Raw genomic sequence first — 18,882 nt, 5'->3', positions numbered from 1 at the left:
TCATGGCAGGGAAGCGACCCAAGGTCACGCGTTCCGGACCGCCGCCCTTGGTGCGCCGGTACATGGAAAAGGTTTTCACGCCTGCCGGGGTTACGCGAAGCTGTAGGCCCGGTGTCTTCGTGTCGCGATAAGTCGCCCGCGTGCCAGCCGCAGAAGCAGGCAGGGCAAGGATTCGCTCTTTGTTGAACTGGAACCTCGATGCAGCGCTCATGACGTGACCTTATGCATTTAGTCTTCCCCGGGGTTACGCCGGGGTTACGTTTCGGGTCAAAAACGATCGACTTTGGTGTAACCCCGTTAAGGTCAGTGTAGGGCTAACATACTGCTCCGTCAATCATTATTAAGGTTCGTTAATGCGTAGGTTTGCCCCTGCTCACGCATTCGTAATGCGTAGGTCGACAGTTCGATTCCGTCCAGCGGCACCATGAAGCCAAGGGGCTAGTTCACTTTCGCAACTGGCCTTCCCGTCATTTGGCTTCCATGCCGCCGCCATCCAGCCGAACGTGCGCCATGCAGTAAGCAAGGGCGCGGTCACGATGGCGTGAGAGGCGGGCTCGGGCTTTTCCCACTGGATCCACGCTTACCGGTTGGCAAGCACGCTCAGGAACGAGCGGGCGTTCGTGCCATGCTCCTGGTGACGAAACATCGGCCGCAGGTCAAGCGCGTGCCCGAGAGACCGCAAACACCTTTTCCGGCTCGGGGCGACGGTCGAATCGCGCTAATGTCATCCCTGACGCCAGGCCAGTTGTTTGTGTGCAGGCCATGGATGCCAGGGTGCATGGCCCGGGTGTACTCGGCGCGGGGTCCCTGCCCGTTAGGCCAGCGCGCGCTCAACGACCTCGCCGACGTCGGGCGATAGCCTGCGCATGGTCAGCAGCCCGGTGAGTGCGTCTTGCGCGTGCTGCTGATGTTCCGCGGTAAACCGGCGCCAGCGGTCGAAGCGGCGTGCCAGGCGGGCGGCGACCTGTGGGTTGAACTGATCGATCTCGCCAATTTGCTCGGCCAGGAAGCGGTAGGCGCTGCCGTCGGCGGCGTGGAAGCGGACGTGGTTGTTGCCGAAAGTGTTAAGCAGCGCATAGACTTTGTTCGGGTTGTGCCGCTCGAAGGCTGGGTGCTCGAGCAGCCGCTGAACCACCGCCAGCGTCTCGGGTAGGCGGCTTGCCGCCTGTACCGCCAGCCACTTGTCGACGACCAGCGCTTCGTTCTGCCAGCGCTCGTAGAAAGCAGTCAGCGCGCGTCCGCGCTCCGCGCAGTCGTCCTGGGCGAGGACGGCCAGGGCAGCGAACTGGTCGGTCATGTTGTCGGCCGACACGAATTGGGCGAACGCGCGGGTACGGGTTTCCTGCGTGCGCAGTTCGCCGAGATAGCTCAGGCAGACGTTGCGCAGCGCTCGCCGGCCGGCGGCGCTGGGCGTTGCTTGGTAGCCGCCCGTCGCGCTCAGGCTGGCGTAACACTGTTCCAGTTGCCGGGCCATCTGCTCGGCAAGGAAGCAGCGCAATCCATTGCGCGCAGCGTGCAGTGCCGCCGGGTCGACAACTGCCATTTCTTCGGCGAGCGTAGCCTCGCCTGGCAGGGTCAGCGTTTCGGCGGCAAACGCCGGGTCGGATTCTGCGAGTTCGAGGACGCGTGCCAGCGCGCGCGCGATGCTCTCTGGCCAGCGCACCGGTCGACCTTGCGTCAGTTCGGCCGTGGCGGCCAGGATCAGTCGGCTGGTCAGGCGTTGACCCGCTTCCCAACGGTTGAAGGGGTCGCTGTCGTAGGCGAGCAAATGGGTCAACTCTTCATCACGCCAGGCATACTCGACGATGACTGGGGCCGAGAAGTTGCGCAGCAGCGAAGGGACGGGCGCCGCGTCGACGGCCAGGAAAACGAATTCCTGGTGGCGTTCGGTAAGCGACAGGACGCGTGTCGTCGGCGCCGCGGCCGGTTGTCCGTTCGCGCTGTGGCCGGCCAGCTCGGCGGCAAGGACGAGCGGCAGGTCGTGCCCATCGCTTCCGCACAGGCCGACGGCGACCGGGATATGGAAGGGCAGGTCGGACGCCGCCGTAGCTGGCGCGCTCGGGCGCTCCTGCGTCAGGGCAAGCACATAGCGCCGCTGTTCGGCGTCGTAATCGCCGCGCACCCGGATGCGCGGCGTACCTGCGTGGTCGTACCAGCGCATGAACTGCTGCAGGTCTACGCCGCTGGCATTGGCCATCGCGGCGACGAAGTCGTCACAGGTCACCGCCTGGCCGTCGTGGCGCGCGAAATACAGGTCCATGCCACGGCGAAAGCCCGCTTCGCCGAGCAGCGTGTGGATCATGCGCACGACCTCGGCACCCTTTTCATAGACGGTGCTGGTGTAGAAGTTGTTGATCTCGACGTAGGCCTCGGGTCGCACCGGATGTGCCATCGGTCCAGCGTCCTCGGGGAACTGTACGGCGCGCAGCGTGCGCACGTCGCGGATGCGGGCGAGTGCGCGATTGTGCGTGTCGGCGGTGAATTCCTGGTCGCGGAAAACGGTCAGCCCTTCCTTGAGGGACAACTGGAACCAGTCGCGGCAGGTGACGCGGTTGCCGGTCCAGTTGTGAAAGTACTCGTGCGCGACGACGCGGTCGACGTTTTCATAGTCCACATCGGTGGCCGTATCCGGGCGGGCAAGGACGTACTTTGTGTTGAAGATATTCAGCCCCTTGTTCTCCATCGCGCCCATGTTGAAGTCGCTGACGGCGACGATCATGTAGTGGTCGAGGTCGCAGGTGAGACCGAAGACCTGCTCATCCCAACGCATCGCGCGCTTGAGTGCGTCGAGCGCGTGCGCACACTGGTCGCTCTTGCCCGGCTCGACATAGAGCGCCAATTGCACGCGGCGACCGTCGGCGGTGACGAAGTCGTCGCGCAGCACATCGAGGCGTGCGGCGACGACGGCGAAGAGGTAGCACGGCTTGGGGAAAGGGTCGTGCCATTTTGCCCAGTGCCGACCATCGCCGTGTTCGCCGCTGCCGACCGGGTTGCCGTTCGCCAGGAGGACCGGCAGGTTTTCCCGGTCGGCATGCAAGGTCACGCTGTAGGTCGACATGACGTCCGGGCGGTCGGGAAACCAGGTGATGCGGCGAAAGCCTTGCGCCTCGCACTGGGTGAAGTAGCCGTTCTGCGACCGGTAGAGGCCCGACAGACTGCTGTTGTGATCGGCGTCGATGCGCGTGCGCGTGCTCAGCGTCAGGCGATCGGCAACCTCGGCGATGCACAGCAGCGTGTCGCTACAGGTGTAGCGGTCCGCGCTCAGCGGCACGCCGTCGAGCGTCAGCGAAATCGTCTGCAGGCCATACCCGTCGAGCTGCAGCGCCTGTCCGGGAGCCGCCGCCGGGTTCCGCCGCAGGTGCAGTTGGCTGTCGACGATGACTTCGCCGGACCGGAAATCGAGTTCCAGGGCGACCTGGTCGACCAGGAAAGGCGGTGGAGCGTAGTCCTCGCGCCGGACCCGCTTTATCGCTGGCGTCGTCATTGGGGCAGATCCTCGTGCTGCAGGAGGAAGACGTAGCGATCGCCCGCGCTCGTTTCCAGCCAGGTGAATGGGAGGTCGGGGAAGGCGGCTTCCAGCGTGTCGCGATTGTGGCCAATCTCGACGATGAGCAGTCCGTGCGGTGCGAGGTGTCGGCGCGCCTGGGCGATGATGGCGCGCGTCAGATCGAGTCCGTCGACGCCGCTGGCCAGCGCCAGTTCGGGTTCGCAGCGGTATTCAGCAGGCAGCGTGGCCATCGTCGCGGCATCGACGTAGGGCGGATTGCTCACGATCAGGTCGTAGCGTCGGCCGCGCAGGCCAGCGAAGAGGTCGGATTCGATCAGCCGGACGCGCTCGTCCAGCGCGTGATCGGTGACGTTGCGCCGGGCGACGGCGAGCGCGTCGGCTGAAACGTCTACGGCATCGACCAGTGCGGCCGGAAAGACGTGCGCGGCGATGATCGCCAGGCAGGCCGACCCGGTGCACAGGTCGAGCACGCTGGTGATTTCATCGGGTTCAGCGATCCACGGTGTCAGGCGCTCGCGCAGCAGTTCGCCGATGAACGAGCGGGGAACGATGACACGCCGGTCCACGTAGAAGCGATACTCGCCCAACCAGGCTTCGTTGGTGAGGTACGCGGCGGGCAGCCGCTCGCCGATCCGGCGAGCGATCAGTTGCACGCATTGGGTGCGTTCGCTGCGCGTCAGGCGGGCGTCGAGAAAGGGCTCCAGGCGGTCGAGCGGCAGGTGCAGGCAATGCAGCAGCAGGTAGGCGGCTTCGTCCCAGGCGTTGTCGCTGCCATGTCCAAAGAACACACCGGCCTCGTTGAAGCGGCTGACGGCAAAGCGCATCAGGTCGCGCAGCGTGCGCAGTTCGCGGCTTGCCTCAGACATCGGCCGGCAGGAGTTGCTCGATGATTCGCCGGTAGATGGCCGCCAGACGCGGCAGAGCGTCAAGGTCGATGCACTCGTTCACCTGATGAATGGTCGTTCCGAGCGGACCGATCTCGACGATCTGCGGACAGATTTCGGCAATGAAACGCCCGTCGGAAGTCCCGCCGCTGGTCGATAGTTCGCTCGTCAGCCCGGTTTCGGCACGGATCGCGTGCCGCGCCGCGTCGATCAGCGCGCCGCTGCCGGTGAGGAAGGGGCGTGCACCGAGCGTCCAGGCGATTTCGTAGTCCACCCCGTGGCGTTCGAGCACCGCGCACAGCCTGGCCTGCAGACTCTCTGGCGTGCTGGCGGTGGCGAAACGGAAGTTGAAGTCGATGCTCACGCTGCCCGGGATGACATTGCCGGCGCCGGTGCCGCCGTGGATGTTCGAGACCTGCCAGGTGGTGGGCGGAAAGAACTCGTTGCCGGTGTCCCAGACGGTCGCCGCCAGTTCGGCAATTGCCGGTGCCGCCAGGAGGATCGGGTTCTTGGCCAGATGCGGATAGGCGATATGGCCTTGCACGCCCTTGACGACGAGCTTGCCGGAGAGCGAACCACGGCGGCCATTCTTGATCACATCGCCGAGCGCGCTGACCGCCGTGGGTTCGCCGACGATGCAGTAGTCGATCGTTTCACCGCGCTCACGCAGCGCGTCGGTGACGACGACCGTTCCGTCGACGGCGTCGCCTTCCTCGTCCGAAGTGAGCAGGAAGGCGAGTGATCCGAGGTGCCCCGGTCGCTCGGCAAGAAAAGCCTCCACCGCCGTGACGAAGGCGGCGAGCGAACCTTTCATGTCTGCCGCACCCCGCCCGTAGAGCTTGCCGTCCACTCGCTGCGGGATGAACGGGTCCGAGTTCCAGGCTTCGCGCGGACCGCTGGGGACGACATCGGTGTGCCCCGCCAGGCAGAGCAGCGGCCGCGCCTGGCCGCGTCGTGCCCACAGATTGCTCACGCCGCCGCGGTTGATGAACTCGCACGCGAAACCCAGTGCGCTCAGACGTTCGACGATGATCGGCAGGCAACCAGCGTCGTCGGGCGTCACCGAGCGACAGGCGATCAGTTGCTCGGCGAGTCTGAGCGTCGGCTCGTCATGCAAGGTCAGGTTTGCCTCGGGCGACATCACGCGGGTGGCTATGGCGCTTCAGTATCGTGCAGACTGAGCGTGAACGCCTTGTAAGATGGTCCGCCGGGATCGGTAGCCGACAGGTCGTAGGGTGTTTCAACACGCTTTTCTTCCTTACGTGGTCGGGCGCCGCTCTCCGTATTGTTGTTGATCAGCCACGACAGGTTGGTCGGCGAGTCGGCGTTGTTGAGTGCCTCGTCAAGGGTGATCAGCCCGCTGCTATAGAGGCGGAAGATGTCCTGCTCGAAGGTGCGCGAACCCGGGGCAAGACTTTGTTCCATCGCTTCCTTGAGCGCCGGGATGTCGCCTCGTTCGATCAGCTCCTGCACATGGTAGCTGTTCAGCAGAACTTCGACTGCCGGGATCAAGCGGCCTTCCTTGTTCTTGATCAGGCGTTGCGAAACGATCGCCTTCAGACTGACCGACAGATCCATGTACAGCGTACCGCGCGATTCGACCGGGAAAAAGTTGATCATCCGGTTGAGCGCGTGGTAGCTGTTGTTGGCGTGCAGCGTGCCCAGGCACAGGTGACCCGTTTGCGCATACGCAATGGCTGCCTGCATCGTTTCCTTGTCACGAATCTCGCCGATCAGGATGCAGTCGGGCGCCTGTCGCATGGCGTTCTTCAGGGCATGATTCCAGCCCAGCGTGTCCATGCCGATTTCACGCTGATTGACGATCGACTTCTTGTGTCGGAAGAGATACTCGATCGGGTCCTCGATGGTCAGGATGTGACCCGCCCGGTTGGCGTTGCGGTAGTCGAGCATCGAAGCGATCGTCGTCGACTTGCCGGAACCCGTCGAGCCGACGATCAGGATCAGGCCGCGCCTTTCCATGACCAGGCTGGCCAGGACATCAGGCAGCATCAGCGTATCCAGCGCCGGAATGTTGCCCCGGATGTAGCGCACGACGAGCGATATCGTACCGCGCTGACGGAACAGGTTGATGCGGAAGTTGCCCAGACTGGGGACGCCAACCGAGAGGTTCATCTCCTTCGTCGTCTCGAAGATCTGCGCCTGTTCGGCGGTCATCAACTCGCCGGCGATCTTCTCGATCATCGCCGGTTCCATCACCTGCTGATTGACCGCGACCGTATTGCCGTGGATCTTGATGTGAATCGGCGCGCCGGCCGTGATGAAGATGTCCGACGCCTGTCGGTCGGCCATGACCTGGAAGAGCTTGTCGAGGATCATCTGAGTGCTTGCGACGCAGTTTGCGAAAGGGGCGCTACTCAGTCGCCGCGCAGCAGGTCGTTGATACTGGTCTTGGCGCGCGTTGCCGCGTCCACCTTCTTGACGATGACCGCGCAATACAGGCTGTGGCTGCCATCTTTGGCGGGCAGGTTGCCGGACACGACGACCGATCCCGGCGGCACTCGGCCATAACTCACCTGGCCGGTTTCACGGTCGAAAATCCGCGTCGACTGACCGATGTAGACGCCCATCGAAATGACCGATCCGGCACCGACGATGACGCCTTCGACGACCTCCGAGCGCGCGCCGATGAAGCAATCGTCCTCAATGATCGTTGGATTGGCCTGCAGCGGTTCGAGCACGCCGCCGATACCCACGCCGCCCGAGAGATGGACATTGCGGCCGATCTGCGCACACGAGCCGACCGTTGCCCAGGTGTCGACCATCGTCCCCTCGTCGACGTGCGCGCCGATGTTGACATATGACGGCATGAGGACGACGTTCTTGCCGATGAACGCGCCGCGCCGGGCCGTCGCCGGCGGGACGACGCGAAATCCGCCGCGCGCGAAGCGCTCGCCGTCGTAATCGGCAAACTTGCTTGGCACCTTGTCGAAATAGCGCAGCGGACCGCCATCGATCAGGCGATTGTCCTGCAGGCGAAACGACAGCAGAACGGCTTTCTTCACCCATTGATGCGTCACCCACTCGCCGTCGACCTTCTCGGCGACGCGCAGGCTGCCTTCGTCGAGCTGGTCGAGGACGGTGCTTACCGCTTCGCAGAGCGGCACCGGGGCGTTCGCCGGCTGCAGCGTGCTGCGCGTTTCCCATGCCTCATCGATGATCTGCTGGACGGCGTACATGGCAGTCTTCCTAGAGTGTTGCAGTGAATGAACGAATACGCTCGGCGGCTTCGATGCACTCTGCCCGTGCGGCGACGAGCGCGATGCGGACGAAACCTGCGCCCGGGTTGACGCCGTGCGCCAAGCGAGCGAGATAGCTTCCCGGCAGGACAAGCACATTATACGCGGCGAGCAGGCGGCGAGCGAATTCCGTATCGTCGATCGGGGTTCGCAGCCAGAGGTAGAAGCCGGCCTCCGGCCAGGTGGCACCGAGGGCATCGGCGAGCAGCGGGGTAACGGCAGCGAACTTCTCGCGGTAGGCGCGTCGGTTTTCAATGACGTGCGCCTCGTCGTTCCAGGCCGCTGCACTCGCCGCCTGCACGGCCGGGTTCATCGCGCAGCCGTGGTAGGTGCGATAGAGCAGAAACGAGGCGAGGATGGCCGGATCGCCGGCGACGAAGCCCGAGCGCATGCCAGGTACGTTCGAACGTTTCGACAGGCTGGAAAACACCACCAGTCGTCGCCCATCGTGGCCGAGCAGGCGGGCGGCCTGCAGCCCGCCAAGTGGTGGGCGGTCCTCGTCAAAGTAGATTTCCGAGTAGCATTCGTCGGCTGCAATGACAAAGCCGTAACGGTCGGCGAGCAAGAAGAGCTGCTGCCAGTCGTCGAGACTCAGGATCTTGCCGGTCGGATTGCCCGGCGAGCAGACGAAGACGAGTTGTACGCGTTGCCATTCGGCTTCGCTCAACGACGAGAAGTCGAGTGCGTAGCCGTTTTCGGGAACCGTGTTGAGAAAGCGCGGTTGCGCCCCGGCGAGATACGCCGCGCCCTCATAGATCTGGTAAAACGGATTCGGGCAGACGACCAGCGGTGGCTCGTCGCGCGTCGGATCGACGACCGCCTGGACGAAGGCGAACAAGGCTTCACGCGAGCCATTGACCGGAATGATCTGCGTCTCCGGGTCGACTCCGGGAAGACCGTAACGGCGCTCAAGCCAGGCGGCGATGCTGTGCCGCAACTCCGGGCTGCCCAGCGTCGTCGGATAGTTCGCCAGCCCGGCCAGGCGCTCGCTCAGTACCGCCTTGATGAAATCCGGTGTGCGATGCTGCGGCTCGCCGATCGACAACCTGATTTCGCGCAATTCCGGGTTGGGGGCGACTCCGGCAAAGAGCTGGCGCAGCTTTTCGAAGGGGTAGGGCTGCAATTTGGCGAGATGGGGATTCACGGTTGGTCCTTGTCCGCGTGCGCACAGGCTTCAATCGAGCGACCGGGCAGCCGACCCACGCGCCGGCTCATTCGCTCGCTCCCGTCGTTGCCGCGCGCCTTCCATCGTGCTCCGCTCGTGGCAACTTCTTCGCAAGCACTCAGTCGCGGCGACCGGGCTGCCCGGCAAAGTCGCTGAGCACGACCGCCGGGTTTGGCCGCCAGCCCGGCTGGCGATGTTCGGCGACGACCGTGGTGTATATGCCGCCACGCACGTTGAAGCGCGCGGTCAGCTTCATGTAACGCGGCTGCGTAACGGCGACCAGGTCGTTGAGAATGCGGTTGGTCACGTCTTCATGAAAGCAGCCCGTATCGCGAAACGACCAGACGTAGAGCTTCAGGCTCTTCAGTTCGACGCACAGGGCGTCCGGGATGTAGTCGAGGATCAGCGTCGCGAAATCCGGCTGGCCGGTTTTCGGGCAAAGGCAGGTAAACTCGGGGATTTTCATATGAATGTGAAAATCCCGTTGGGGGGCCGGATTGGCGAAAGTCTCGAGGGTTTGGGCCGGGCTTGTGCTCATGCGGGTTGCGCGTGGCGTCGGAGGGCAAACGATTCGGTCAGGCGGGGTGATATTATAGGCGGCATTCTCCCCTTTCCGCAGGAATATCGTTGGCCATCCGCGCGGCCGAACGCGGCGGTGAAAGGGGAGAGCGTTTCCTTGCGAGCGTGTCCTGCGAGCGAGTCATTTCCGATCTCATCCGGCATGCCCGAGTAGCTGCCCGGCCCGAGCCCATGCGCCTGACCAGACTCAAACTTGCTGGTTTCAAGTCTTTCGTCGACCCGACGACGCTTGCCCTGCCCGGCCAGCTCGTCGGCGTGGTCGGCCCGAATGGCTGTGGCAAGTCGAACGTCATCGACTCCGTACGTTGGGTGCTCGGCGAATCGAAAGCCTCTGAATTGCGCGGCGAATCGATGCAGGATGTCATCTTCAACGGCTCCGGCAGTCGCAAGCCGGTCTCCCGGGCGGCGGTCGAACTGGTCTTCGACAATTCGCTCGGCCGGCTTGCCGGTCAGTGGTCGCAGTATGCCGAACTGTCGGTCAAGCGTCTGCTCACGCGCAACGGTCAGTCGGAGTATTACATCAACAACCTGCACGTACGCCGCAAGGACGTGACCGACCTCTTCCTCGGTACCGGGCTGGGTCCGCGCGCTTACGCGATCATCGGTCAGGGGACGATTTCGCGCATCATCGAGGCCAAGCCTGACGAGTTGCGCGTCTTTCTGGAAGAAGCGGCCGGCGTCACCCGGTACAAGGAAAGGCGCAAGGAAAGCGAAGGCCGCTTGGCCGACACGCGGGAAAATCTGACCCGCGTCGAAGACATTCGTTGCGAGCTCGCGACGCAGATGGAACGGCTGGCTGACCAGGCCGGCGTTGCCCGCCAGTATCGCGCCCTCTGTGACGAACTGAACCGCAAGCAGCAAGTGCTCTGGCTCTTGCGCCGCAACGAGGCACAAGGCGAGCGCGATCGGCTGATCAATGAAATCAGCCAGGCCAGCCTCGACCTTGAAGCCCGCATCGCCGCGCTGCGCGATCTGGAAGCCCAGCTCGAGGCGGCGCGCGAGGCGCACTTCGCGGCGAGCGACGGTGTCCATTCGGCGCAGGCCGAGCTCTTTGCCGCCAACGCCGAGGTGGCACGGATCGAAGCCGAAATCCGCCATCGTCGCGAAGCGCAGCGCGAGTACGAGACGCGCCTGGCGCAATTGGCGGAAGATCAGCTTCACTGGCAGGCGGAAAGCGAGCGACTGGCGCACGACGATGAACGCTGGCAGAACCTGCTCGGCTTGGCCGAAGCGCGCGTCGACCAGGGCCGGCTGGTGCTCGACAGTTGCCAGGAGCGATTGCCCTTGGCGGAAGAGCGGCAAGCCGCCAGGCTTGCCGAAGTCAGTCGCCAGCGCGCCGATCTGGCGCAGGTCGAGCGGGCTCTGCATGTCGAGCTGGCGAATCGCGGGCACGCCGAGCGTTCGCTGCAGATCATTGCCGCTCGGCGCGACAAGCTGGCTGCCGAGCGGGCCGCGTTGCCGCCGCCGGACGAAAGCGGGCTGGCGCGTCGGGAGGGCGAACTGGCCGAGCTACGGCAGCGGATCGGTGCACTGCAAGCCGCGCAGCAAGCGCAGCAACTGGCTCTTCCACAGCGCGAAGAAGAGCGTCGGCGGGTGTTTGCCGAAGTGCAGGAAACGCAAAAGACGCGCGCTGAAGCGCACGCCCGGCGGACTGCGCTGCAGCAACTGCAGAATCGGCTGCGCACCAACGGCAAGCTGGATGACTGGCTAAGGCGGCATGGCGTGCATTCCGAGGCGCCCCTTTGGCAGGCGCTGCGCGTCGAGGCCGGCTGGGAAGACGCAGTCGAGGCGGTGCTGCGCGAACGCCTGAATGCGCTGCCGGCGGACGCGGCCAACTCTTCCTGGAGCAAGGACCGGCCGGTCGGGCGGCTCACCTTGCTCCTGCCGCAGGCCGATACGGCGGCGAGCGCGCCGAGCGCGAGTTTTGCTGCGCCCGACCGGCTCCTCGCGCGCATCGACTGCGCTCGGCCGGATCTGCATGCCGTGCTGGCCGATTGGCTGCGCGACGTAGCGACGGCACCCAGCTTGGCGCTAGCCTGGGCGCAACGCGCGACGCTGGCCGGTAACGCGTGTTGCGTCACGGCGCAGGGCGACATCGTTACCCGGCATGCGGTCACTTTCTTCGCGCCGGACAGCGCCGAGCATGGCCTGCTCGAGCGGCAGCGCGAGATCGACGCGCTGGGCAGCCTTATTGCCCAGCGTGAAGACGCGGTGGCGCAAGCGCAAGCGCGACTGGGCGAGCTCGAACAGCGGCTGACCGATGCCCAGCGCGCCCTGCAGGATTCGCGCCAGCAGCTTAATGTCGTACAGGACCGGGCCCATGCGATTCAGGTCGAGACGTTGAAGCTGACGCAGGCGCGCGAGCGCTTTCTCGAACGCCAGGCGCAAGTCGATGAGAGCTTTGCGGCAATGGCGAGCGAAGAGGAAAACGAGCGCGAGCGGTTGTTGTTGGCCGACGAGGCGATCGAGCAGCGGCGCCATGAAATTCATCAGGCGCAATCGATGATCCAGGCGGCCCAGATTCAGCTCGAAGCGAGCGAGCGGGCGCTGCGCGACGAACGCGAGCAGGTGGCGCGGGCTGAGCGCGATCTGCGCGAAGCGGAATTTTCGCAGCGCGAGTGCCGCAGCAAACTGAGCGAGCTCGCCACCAGTCGCGACCTCGCGCAGCGCCAGATCGCCCGCGTGCGCGATGAGCTGGCGCGCTGTACGGAAAGCGCCGGGGCTCTGCGTGCGGAGGATCTGGAAGCGGCTTTGCAGGAGGCGCTCGACCATCGCGTTGCGCGCGAGCACGCGCTGTCCGACGCGCGTGAGGCTCTGGAGAGCGCTACCAATCGGCTGCGGGCGCTTGATGAGCAGCGTCTGCGCACCGAGCAGGGTCTCGACCCGTTGCGGACACGGATTGGCGAACTGAAGCTCAAGGAGCAGGCAGCGGCTTTGAGTTGCGATCAGTTTGCCGCGCAGTTGAGCGAAGCGAACGCCGACGAGGATTCACTGCGTGGCGAACTCGTCGGCGTGCGCGCCAGCACCCTGCAGGCGGCGATTGGCACTTTGCAACGATCGATTGAAGCGCTCGGTGCGGTTAACCTGGCCGCGCTCGACGAACTGGAGGCGGCACGCGAACGGAAGGCCTATCTCGATGCGCAGGCGGCCGACCTGACGCAGGCGATGGAGACGCTGGAGAACGCGATCCGGCGGATCGATCGTGAAACACGCGACTTGTTGCAAACCACCTATGATGCGGTCAACCGCAGCTTCGGCGAACTTTTTCCGACGCTCTTCGGCGGCGGCGAGGCGCGTCTGGTGATGACCGGCGAAGAAATCCTGGACTCCGGGCTGCAGGTGATGGCGCAGCCGCCGGGCAAGAAGAACTCGACGATTCACCTGCTTTCCGGTGGAGAGAAGGCGCTTACCGCGATCGCGCTGGTCTTCTCGATGTTTCAATTGAATCCGGCGCCGTTCTGCCTGCTTGACGAAGTGGATGCGCCGCTGGACGATACCAATACTGAGCGATTTTGCGCTATGGTGCGGCGGATGTCGGCGCACACCCAGTTTCTGTTCATCAGTCATAACAAGATCACGATGGAGATGGCACAGCAGCTGGTCGGCGTCACGATGCAGGAGTCCGGCGTTTCGCGGATCGTCGAAGTCGATATGGAAGAGGCGCTGCGCCTGCGCGAGCAACTGGTTTAGGAAGAGACATGACCGATTTGCAAATGGGTTTGATGGGCCTTGGCGCGACCGCCGTGATCGTTGTCCTGGCCTATAACAAATGGCAGGAGCACAAGCACCGCAAGCTGGCCGAGCAGCTATTGAACGCCCGCCAGGCTGATGTCCTGCTCGACGAGACCTTGCCTGGCGAGATGCCCGCCAGTTCACCGGCGCAGCCTGAGCCCGCCGCCCGAGCAAACACGCGGAAGGGTCGTGAGCGCTTCGACCCGCTGCTCGATGGCGGACAACCGGCGGCTGCCGAGGGCATGCCCGATGAGCGGACCAGCGGGACCGGCCGCATACCGGCGTTTCTTGCCGCGTCCGACCCGGTGATTCTGGCGGACGACATCTCGCCCGAGCTGGAGGCGACGGTCGGTGCTGGTGAGCTGCCCGGGCCGCGCGAGATCGGTACACCGCTGCACGTGCTTTCACCGCTGATCGACTATATTGCGGCGCTCGAATTCTCCTCGTCGGTCGGCGCGTATCGCTTGCGCGAGACGCAACGCGTGGCCCTGCAACGGATCGAGAAGGCGATCAACTGGATCGGTTACAACGAAGAATCGAACGAGTGGGACTTGATCGCCGACGACAGCGATCGCGCCTATCGGCACGTCCGCATCGGTCTCCAGATGGTCGACCGGCGGGGACCGCTGCGCAGTTCCGACCTGTCGATCTTCGATGTCGCCGTGCATGATCTGGCGACCGAGCTTGGCGGCCTGGCCGAATTGCCGCTACGCGAAACCGCACTGGAGGCCGCTGCCGAACTGGATCAGTTCTGTGCCGGAGTGGACATTCAGATCGGCATCAACGTGATCAGCCAGGGACAGGTGTTTGCCGGAACGAAATTGCGCGCGTTGGCCGAATCGGCCGGCATGGTAATCGACCCGGCGGGTCGTTTTGCGCGTTGCGACGATGACGGTAGCGTTCTCTACCATCTGGTCAACCAGGAGGACAAGGGTTTTTCGGCCGAGGCGATGAAGAGCCTGACGACGCATGGCGTGACGTTTCTGCTCGACGTACCCTGTGTCGCCAGCGGCGATAGCGTACTCTCGCAAATGTTCGAGCAGGCGCGTCGTTTTGCCGACTCCTTGCACGGCGCACTGGTCGACGACAATCGGCATCCGTTGTCGGAAAAGGCGCTCGAACCGATTCGCCGTCAGGTCATGCAATATCAGGCGGCGATGAGTGCACGCCATTTGGCCGCGGGTGGCCCGCTGGCCTTGCGTCTGTTCTCCTGAGAGCTCCGGCAGTTGCGATGAACGTCAACGAGCGCCTGGCCTTCCTGCGCGGCGAGATCGAGCGGCACAACGTTTGCTACTACGTACGCGACGCGCCGCTGATCAGCGACGCGGAGTACGATCGCCTGTTCGCCGAACTGCAGGCGCTGGAAGCCGATTATCCCGAGTTGGCGAGCGCTAGCTCGCCGACGCAAAGGGTAGGTGCGGCTCCGCTCGCCGAATTTGCCCCGGTGGCGCATGCCCGGCCGATGCTGTCGTTGAACAACGCGTTCAGCGATGAGGAGATCGCCGCTTTCGATCGCCGGGTGCGGGAGGCGCTTGCGGTCGACGGTGACGTTGCCTATTCGGCTGAACCCAAGTTCGACGGCCTGGCGGTTGCCCTCCTATATGAAAACGGAGTTTTCGTGCGCGGCGCAACGCGTGGCGACGGAGCGATCGGTGAGGACATCACGGCCAATCTGCGCACGCTGCGCACGGTTCCGCTACACCTGCTCGGCGCTCGCTGGCCCGAGACGATCGAAGTCCGGGGCGAGGTGCTGATGTTGCGCGCAGATTTTCTGCGCCTGAACGAGCGTCAGCGCGAACTCGGTGAGAAGGAGTTCGTGAATCCGCGCAACGCGGCTGCCGGCAGCCTGCGCCAGCTCGACCCGCGAGTCACCGCGCAGCGTCCTTTGCGCTTCTTTGCTTACGGGATCGCGGCGGACGATGGACCTTCCCTGCCGCGTGCCCATTGCACCGTCCTCCAGTGGCTCGCTGACTGGGGTTTTCCGGTGGCCCGCGAGCAGCGCCGGGTGAGCGGCCTGGCGGGGCTGCTGGCCTACTATCGGGAAATTGGCGAGCGCCGGGCGGCACTCGCCTATGCGATCGACGGCGTCGTCTACAAGGTAGATGATCTGCGTGCCCAGCAACAACTGGGCTTTGCTTCGCGTGCGCCGCGTTTTGCCATTGCCCACAAGTTTCCGGCTGAAGAAGCGATCACCGAAATTCTCGAGATCAGCGTGCAGGTCGGGCGCACCGGCGCGCTGACGCCGGTTGCGCGTCTGGCGCCGGTCTTCGTCGGTGGCGTCACGGTGAGCAATGCAACGCTGCACAATGCCGACGAGGTCCAGCGCAAGGACCTGCGTGTCGGTGACACGGTCGTCGTCCGGCGGGCTGGCGATGTCATTCCCGAGGTGGTTCGCGTCCTGGCGGAAAAGCGTCCGCGCAATGCGGCTGAATTCGTCATGCCGCAAAGCTGCCCGGTATGCGGTTCGTGCATCGTGCGCGCCGAGGGCGAGGCCGTTGCTCGCTGCAGCGGCGGGCTCTTTTGCCCGGCGCAGCGCAAACAGGCGGTGCTCCACTTCGCTTCACGGCGTGCGATGAACATCGACGGACTAGGCGAGAGGCTGGTCGAGCAACTGGTCGAGGCGTCGATCGTGCGCACGCCAGCCGATCTCTACCGCCTGGCTCCGCCCGCCCTGGCGGCACTCGAACGGATGGCCGAGAAGTCGGCCAACAATCTGTTGACCGCGATCGAGAACAGCAAGCGAACGACGCTGGCGCGCTTCATCTATGCCTTGGGGATGCGTAACGTTGGCGAAGCGACGGCGCGAGACCTGGCCCGGCACTTTGGCCGCCTGCAGGCTTTGCTCGCCGCCGACGAAGCGCAGTTGCTGCGCGTTCCCGAAGTCGGCCCGACGGTGGCCCAGTGCATCCGCCAGTTCTGCCGCGAGGCGCACAACCTCGAGGTCATCCGGGAACTGCAGGAAGCCGGGGTCACCTGGGACGACAGCCTGCCTGCGCCACACACTGACACCGCGCTCGCCGGCAAGGTATTCGTGCTGACTGGAACCTTGCCCTCCTTGACGCGCGAGGCGGCGCGCCAGATGATCGAAGCGGCTGGTGGCAAGGTGAGCAGTTCGGTGTCGAAGAAGACCGATTTCGTCGTCGCCGGTGGCGAGGCGGGCAGCAAGCTGAGCAAGGCGGAGAGCCTTGGTCTCACAGTGATCGACGAGAGTGGCTTGCGGCAGTTGCTGGCGCCGGCGCTGCCGGCATCGAGCGCAGAGGAGGAGCGATGTTCGCCATGACTTCTGCGGGCTGGGTGCGGGCAGGTCGTTCTATCGTTCCGGGAGTGCCAGGAGGACCGGCGAAATGCTGATGGATCGGCAAGCTGCACTTGCCCTGCTGGCTACGGCCGACCTCATTCACGATGGCGACGCGATCAGCGCGGCGGTCAATCGCGTCGCGCGCGAAATCAGCACCCGCCTCGCCGAGAGCTATCCGGTCGTCCTCTGCGTCCTCAACGGCGGCGTACCCTTTGCCGGTCACCTGCTGACCCAACTGAGCTTCCCGCTCGACTTCGACTACGTCCATCTGACACGCTATGGGTCAGCGACGACGGGCGGCGCACTCTCGTGGCGCGCCGCCCCGTCGCTTGCCTTGCTGGGGCGGACGGTACTGATCATCGACGACATTCTGGACGAGGGAATGACGCTGGCGGCAATTCAGGAGCGCGTGCGGCAGCTCGGCGCGGCGGTTTGTTACACCGCCGTGCTCGCCGAGAAAATGAATGGGCGAAAGAAGGCGGCGCAAGCCGATTTCGTCGCACTGGCCGTCCCCGACCGCTTCGTCTTCGGTTTCGGCATGGACGTTCGTGGCGCTTGGCGCAACCTGCCGGCGATCTATGCCATGCGTGGAGAGTGAGAGATGCTGGCGATCATCGGTGGCAGCCGTCTGGGTCAACTCGCTGGGCTCGAGGTCGAACGTCGTGAGCGAAGCGGTACGCCCTATGGCGATCCCTCGGGGCCGCTGGTCTTCGGCCGGCTCGCCGGTCGTGACCTCGTTTTTCTGGCGCGCCACGGGAGCGACCATGATATCCCGCCGCACCGCGTCAACTATCGTGCGAACGTCTGGGCCTTGAGTCAGGTCGGCGCCGCGCGGGCGATCCTGGCGGTTGCCGCAGTCGGCGGCATCCGGGCGGATCTTCACCCAGGCGATCTGGTGCTTCCCGATCAGATCATCGACTATACCTGGGGTCGTCCGTCGACCTATCACGAGGGACCAGGAAGTACCGTCACGCACGTAGACTTCAGCCAGCCGTATGACGCAGAGCTCCGCCGGAAAGCGCTTTCGGCGGCGCAGGCTCTGTCGCTGCCCTGCGCAGGATCGGCGGTGTATGCGGCGACGCAAGGGCCGCGTCTGGAAACGGCGGCCGAGATCAATCGCCTCGAACGCGATGGGGCCGATGTGGTGGGCATGACGGCCATGCCGGAAGCGGTGCTGGCGCGTGAACTTGGCGTCCCCTATGCGGCGATCAACGTCGTCGCCAACTACGCGGCTGGGCGTGGCCAGCCGCCGCGCGCAATCAGTCTTGCCGAGATCAACGCGGTTCTCGATGGGGCCATGCAACGGGTGCTTGCGTTGATTGAACGGATGCTCGCCGACAATGATTAGGCCGGTGCTGAAAATGGGCGATCCGCGCCTCTGGCGCCGGGCGAAGCCGGTCGAAGAGTTCGGCACTCGGCAACTGCACGCCTTGGTCGATGATCTGCGCGAAACCATGCGGCAGCTTGACGGAGCTGGCTTGGCGGCGCCGCAAATTGGCGTTGACTTGCGCCTGGTCGTTTTCGGCGTGAGCAACAACCCACGCTATCCGGACGCCGAGGCAGTTCCTTGGACCGTCCTCGCCAACCCTGTGCTGACCCCTCTTGGCGACGAGGTGGACGAGGGCTGGGAAGGCTGTCTGTCGGTTCCCGGCTTGCGTGGCTGGGTCGCGCGCGCAGCCCGTCTGCATTACACCGGCTTCGACGCCGACGGCCGGCCGGTCGAGCGAACGGTCGGTGGTTTCCACGCGCGTCTCGTCCAGCACGAATGCGATCACCTCGACGGTGTGCTCTATCCGATGCGGATGCGCGACTTCACACGCTTTGGCTTTGTCGAGGCGCTTTTTCCGGGAGATCAGCTTGCGGCTGACGGACGGCCGGCGCCCGCCGCTCCTTCCATCTTGCCGAGTGCATCGGCAACCGCTGATTAGACCAATACGGATTCCAGATGAACATGAACGCGGCCAACACGCGCTATCGCATCCTTTTTGTCTGCATGGGCAACATTTGCCGTTCGCCAATCGCCGAGGGCGTCACGCGCGGTATGGCGCAGCGCGCCGGCCTGGCCGCCCGCCTCGAGCTTGCTTCGGCCGGGACACACGGCCATTACCACAAGGGCGAACCACCCGATCCGCGTGCTCGACGGGTTGCCGCCAAGGGCGGTTACGATTTGTCCGGAATTCGTGCGCGGCCGGTCGTCGAAGCCGATTTCGCCTATTACGACCGGGTTCTGGCGATGGACGACAGCAATCTGTCGGTGCTTGAATCGATTTGCCCGGAAGAAAGTCGAGCGCGCCTCGGCCTGTTTCTGGCATACGCACCAGAACTTGGCGTCTACGAGGTGCCCGATCCCTATTACGGCGCGGAATCGGGCTTTGAGCGTGTGCTCACTTTGTGCGAGCGGGCGGCGAGCGGCTTGCTCGCTGCCCTGGCGCGTGGCGAGATCTGAGCCGGCTGCGCCC

General features: G+C 64.6%; 15 protein-coding genes. 7 read left to right on the top strand and 8 right to left on the bottom strand.

Features of this window, described 5'->3' with window-relative positions; all coding sequences use genetic code 11:
* The 8 genes from Q1L59_RS03285 to queF all read right to left on the bottom strand — a co-directional run.
* Window positions 1-211, bottom strand: a 211-nt coding sequence (locus Q1L59_RS03285; RefSeq protein ID WP_300327965.1) for an Arm DNA-binding domain-containing protein, incomplete at its 3' end; no start/stop codon positions are given.
* A 603-nt stretch (window positions 212-814) separates the two neighbouring features.
* Window positions 815-3,484 carry an aminopeptidase N gene (gene pepN, locus Q1L59_RS03280; protein WP_300327962.1) on the bottom strand — a complete coding sequence of 890 codons (2,670 nt, stop codon included), beginning with the start codon at window positions 3,482-3,484 and terminating at the stop codon, window positions 815-817.
* Window positions 3,481-4,374 carry a 50S ribosomal protein L3 N(5)-glutamine methyltransferase gene (gene prmB, locus Q1L59_RS03275; RefSeq protein WP_300327959.1) on the bottom strand — a complete coding sequence of 298 codons (894 nt, stop codon included), beginning with the start codon at window positions 4,372-4,374 and terminating at the stop codon, window positions 3,481-3,483. Before prmB ends, pepN begins: the two co-directional genes overlap by 4 nt.
* The gene (gene dapE / locus Q1L59_RS03270) at window positions 4,367-5,533 is read right to left on the bottom strand and encodes a succinyl-diaminopimelate desuccinylase (protein WP_300327956.1); all 1,167 of its coding nucleotides are present in this window, start codon (window positions 5,531-5,533) and stop codon (window positions 4,367-4,369) included. Before dapE ends, prmB begins: the two co-directional genes overlap by 8 nt.
* Window positions 5,534-5,544: 11 nt before the next feature.
* Window positions 5,545-6,729 (bottom strand): PilT/PilU family type 4a pilus ATPase, encoded by a 1,185-nt coding sequence (locus Q1L59_RS03265; RefSeq protein WP_300327953.1) that lies wholly within the window; start codon window positions 6,727-6,729, stop codon window positions 5,545-5,547.
* Window positions 6,730-6,767: 38 nt separating this feature from the next.
* Window positions 6,768-7,589 carry a 2,3,4,5-tetrahydropyridine-2,6-dicarboxylate N-succinyltransferase gene (dapD, locus tag Q1L59_RS03260; RefSeq protein WP_300327951.1) on the bottom strand — a complete coding sequence of 274 codons (822 nt, stop codon included), beginning with the start codon at window positions 7,587-7,589 and terminating at the stop codon, window positions 6,768-6,770.
* Window positions 7,590-7,599: 10 nt separating this feature from the next.
* Window positions 7,600-8,793 carry a succinyldiaminopimelate transaminase gene (gene dapC / locus Q1L59_RS03255; protein ID WP_300327948.1) on the bottom strand — a complete coding sequence of 398 codons (1,194 nt, stop codon included), beginning with the start codon at window positions 8,791-8,793 and terminating at the stop codon, window positions 7,600-7,602.
* A 139-nt stretch (window positions 8,794-8,932) separates the two neighbouring features.
* Window positions 8,933-9,352 (bottom strand): preQ(1) synthase, encoded by a 420-nt coding sequence (gene queF, locus Q1L59_RS03250; RefSeq protein WP_300327945.1) that lies wholly within the window; start codon window positions 9,350-9,352, stop codon window positions 8,933-8,935.
* Window positions 9,353-9,564: 212 nt separating this feature from the next.
* Here queF and smc point away from each other — a divergent pair, with 212 nt between their 5' ends.
* The 7 genes from smc (at window position 9,565) to Q1L59_RS03215 (ending at window position 18,869) form a co-directional block, all read left to right on the top strand.
* Window positions 9,565-13,083, top strand: coding sequence for a chromosome segregation protein SMC (gene smc / locus Q1L59_RS03245; protein WP_300327943.1), 3,519 nt, complete (start codon window positions 9,565-9,567; stop codon window positions 13,081-13,083).
* Window positions 13,084-13,091: 8 nt separating this feature from the next.
* Window positions 13,092-14,339 carry a cell division protein ZipA C-terminal FtsZ-binding domain-containing protein gene (locus Q1L59_RS03240; protein ID WP_300327941.1) on the top strand — a complete coding sequence of 416 codons (1,248 nt, stop codon included), beginning with the start codon at window positions 13,092-13,094 and terminating at the stop codon, window positions 14,337-14,339.
* 17 nt (window positions 14,340-14,356) lie between these two features.
* Window positions 14,357-16,405: an NAD-dependent DNA ligase LigA gene (gene ligA / locus Q1L59_RS03235; protein WP_300327939.1), complete on the top strand. Its 2,049-nt coding sequence runs from the start codon at window positions 14,357-14,359 to the stop codon at window positions 16,403-16,405.
* A gap of 70 nt (window positions 16,406-16,475) precedes the next feature.
* Complete coding sequence (locus Q1L59_RS03230) at window positions 16,476-17,021, top strand: hypoxanthine-guanine phosphoribosyltransferase (RefSeq protein ID WP_300327974.1); 546 nt, start codon at window positions 16,476-16,478, stop codon at window positions 17,019-17,021.
* Window positions 17,022-17,024: 3 nt separating this feature from the next.
* The gene (locus Q1L59_RS03225) at window positions 17,025-17,771 is read left to right on the top strand and encodes an S-methyl-5'-thioinosine phosphorylase (RefSeq protein ID WP_300327937.1); all 747 of its coding nucleotides are present in this window, start codon (window positions 17,025-17,027) and stop codon (window positions 17,769-17,771) included.
* Window positions 17,764-18,351 carry a peptide deformylase gene (locus Q1L59_RS03220; RefSeq protein WP_300327935.1) on the top strand — a complete coding sequence of 196 codons (588 nt, stop codon included), beginning with the start codon at window positions 17,764-17,766 and terminating at the stop codon, window positions 18,349-18,351. Before Q1L59_RS03225 ends, Q1L59_RS03220 begins: the two co-directional genes overlap by 8 nt.
* A gap of 17 nt (window positions 18,352-18,368) precedes the next feature.
* Window positions 18,369-18,869, top strand: coding sequence for a low molecular weight protein-tyrosine-phosphatase (locus Q1L59_RS03215; protein ID WP_311098425.1), 501 nt, complete (start codon window positions 18,369-18,371; stop codon window positions 18,867-18,869).
* Window positions 18,870-18,882: the final 13 nt, after the last annotated feature.

It is taken from the genome of Accumulibacter sp., assembly GCF_029255125.1.
Taxonomy (GTDB): Bacteria; Pseudomonadota; Gammaproteobacteria; order Burkholderiales; family Rhodocyclaceae; genus Accumulibacter.
This window is presented reverse-complemented; position numbering and strand designations above follow the sequence as displayed.

Bases quoted from the DNA above. Each gene is read 5' to 3' on its own strand.
- Q1L59_RS03225 (WP_300327937.1), top strand. From the start codon at position 17,025: ATGCTGGCGATCATCGGTGGCAGCCGTCTGGGTCAACTCGCTGGGCTC.
- dapD (WP_300327951.1), bottom strand. From the start codon at position 7,589: ATGTACGCCGTCCAGCAGATCATCGATGAGGCATGGGAAACGCGCAGC.
- Q1L59_RS03220 (WP_300327935.1), top strand. From the start codon at position 17,764: ATGATTAGGCCGGTGCTGAAAATGGGCGATCCGCGCCTCTGGCGCCGG.
- Q1L59_RS03215 (WP_311098425.1), top strand. From the start codon at position 18,369: ATGAACATGAACGCGGCCAACACGCGCTATCGCATCCTTTTTGTCTGC.
- Q1L59_RS03230 (WP_300327974.1), top strand. From the start codon at position 16,476: ATGGATCGGCAAGCTGCACTTGCCCTGCTGGCTACGGCCGACCTCATT.
- queF (WP_300327945.1), bottom strand. From the start codon at position 9,352: ATGAGCACAAGCCCGGCCCAAACCCTCGAGACTTTCGCCAATCCGGCC.
- dapE (WP_300327956.1), bottom strand. From the start codon at position 5,533: ATGTCGCCCGAGGCAAACCTGACCTTGCATGACGAGCCGACGCTCAGA.
- prmB (WP_300327959.1), bottom strand. From the start codon at position 4,374: ATGTCTGAGGCAAGCCGCGAACTGCGCACGCTGCGCGACCTGATGCGC.
- Q1L59_RS03240 (WP_300327941.1), top strand. From the start codon at position 13,092: ATGACCGATTTGCAAATGGGTTTGATGGGCCTTGGCGCGACCGCCGTG.
- pepN (WP_300327962.1), bottom strand. From the start codon at position 3,484: ATGACGACGCCAGCGATAAAGCGGGTCCGGCGCGAGGACTACGCTCCA.
- ligA (WP_300327939.1), top strand. From the start codon at position 14,357: ATGAACGTCAACGAGCGCCTGGCCTTCCTGCGCGGCGAGATCGAGCGG.
- smc (WP_300327943.1), top strand. From the start codon at position 9,565: ATGCGCCTGACCAGACTCAAACTTGCTGGTTTCAAGTCTTTCGTCGAC.
- Q1L59_RS03265 (WP_300327953.1), bottom strand. From the start codon at position 6,729: ATGATCCTCGACAAGCTCTTCCAGGTCATGGCCGACCGACAGGCGTCG.